Annotated in this window: 2 protein-coding genes; both read left to right on the plus strand. The window is 61.1% G+C overall.

Annotated features, from left to right (window positions below):
* The first annotated feature begins 141 nt into the window (after positions 1–141).
* Positions 142–1,095 (plus strand): alpha/beta hydrolase, encoded by a 954-nt coding sequence (locus tag IBX54_RS14830; protein WP_296543418.1) that lies wholly within the window; start codon positions 142–144, stop codon positions 1,093–1,095.
* Positions 1,096–1,100: 5 nt separating this feature from the next.
* The coding region (locus IBX54_RS14835) for a YbgC/FadM family acyl-CoA thioesterase (RefSeq protein WP_296543419.1) at positions 1,101–1,914 on the plus strand (814 nt) is incomplete at its 3' end.

A 1,914-nucleotide genomic window follows, 5' to 3' on the forward strand; every position in this document is an offset into this window, starting at 1 on the left:
CGGAAGTCATGGATTGCGTCACTTCGTTCGCAATGACGACGTTCTTTCACGTTAAATCTGGGTTACGTAATAGATCAAGGCCATCACTGTCTCCGGGTTGTTAGCATCAGACCCTGCACTGTAACAAGATCAATCCGCACCATGACTCACCGCAACCCGCGCGCCTTGCTCACTCCCGCCATGCACGGCGTGCTCGAACGCATGGCGCGCGCCGGAAAGGTGCCGCTGCACGCCTTGACACCACAACAGGCGCGTGCCGCCTATGAGATCAACGCCGGCGTGCTTGACCTGGCACCGATGAAACTGAACCGGGTTAAAAACTTCACGCTGCCCATGCGCGACGGCTTTGAGGTGCCGGTGCGTTTATACGCGCCTGGTGATGAGTCGCTGCCGGTGCTGGTGTACTTGCACGGCGGCGGCTTCACCCTTGGCAGCATTGACACGCACGATGTGCTGTGCCGCCATTTGAGTCACCTGGCGCACTGCGCCGTGCTGTCGGTGGGCTACCGGCTGGCCCCTGAGCACTGTTTTCCAACCGCTTTCGAGGATGCCTGGGATGCCGTGCAGTGGGTGGCCGCGCATGGTGCCGAAAAGGGCCTTGACCCGAACCGCATCGCCGTGGGCGGCGACAGCGCCGGTGGCACGCTGGCTGCGGCCTGCGCCGTGCAGGCGCGCGATGCCGGCGTGGCCCTGAGGCTGCAACTGCTGTTTTATCCCGGCTGTTGCGCCCACCAGGACACGCCATCGCACAAAACCTTTGGCCACGGCTTTGTGCTGGAAGCAGCGCACATCGATTATTTTTTCGACCTCTATATTCCAGATGTCAAAGAACGGGAAGACTGGCGCTTTGCCCCCTTGATGGCCGATGATGTCGAGGGCGTGGCTCACGCCTGGTTTGGCTTGGCAGAGTGCGACCCGCTGGTCGATGAAGGTCTGCAATACGCCGACAAGCTGCGCACCGCGGGCGTGGCCGTTGACCTCGACATTTACCGCGGCGTGACCCACGAATTCATCAAAATGGGCCGTGCCATTGCCGAGGCACGCCGGGCCCACACGGATGCGGCGCGGGCCTTGAAACACGCATTCTCAGACTGATCGACATGCCTCATACCCAGCTTGAATCCAGCCGCTTTCACCATCGCCTGCGCGTGCGCTGGGCCGAGGTGGACATGCAGAAAATTGTTTTCAACGCGCACTACCTGATGTACCTGGACACCGCCATGGCCGACTATTGGCGCGCATTGGTGTTGCCTTATGAGGCCACGCTGGCGGCGCTGCAAGGTGACTTATATGTCAAAAAAGTAGCACTGGAATACCATGCTTCGGCGCACTTGGATGATCTGCTCGACGTGGCCTTGCGCTGCCAGCACATCGGCAAGTCGTCCATGGTGTTTGCTGGCGACATTCGCTGCAATGCCCGCTTGCTGGTCTCGGGTGAACTGGTCTATGTTTTTGCCGACCCTGCTACGCAGAAATCAAGGCCAGTGCCTGCCGCCCTGCGCGATGTGCTGCTTGGTTTTGAAGCCAATGAGCCGATGATGCGCATCGAAGTGGGCCACTGGGCCAGCCTGGCTGAAGGCGCCCACGCCGTGCGCCTGGAGGTTTTTGTGCAGGAACAGCAAATTCCATTGGCGCTGGAACAGGACGCTGCTGACGAGGGAGCGCTTCATGTGTTGATTCGCAACCGCCTTGGTTTGCCGGTTGCTACTGGGCGGCTGTTGCAAGCCGCGCCTGGCGTGGGGCAGATTGGCCGCCTGGCTGTGAACCGCGTGCTGCGCGGCGCTGGCTTGGGTCAGATGGCGCTCAAGGCCTTGCTGGCTGCCGCTGGCGAGCGTGGCGACCGCATGGTGATGCTGCACGCCCAGGCCAGCGCCACGGACTTTTATCTCAAACAGGGTTTTGTCCCGCGTGGCG

The sequence above is a fragment of the Rhodoferax sp. genome (assembly GCF_014859475.1).
Classification (GTDB): Bacteria; Pseudomonadota; Gammaproteobacteria; order Burkholderiales; family Burkholderiaceae_C; genus Rhodoferax.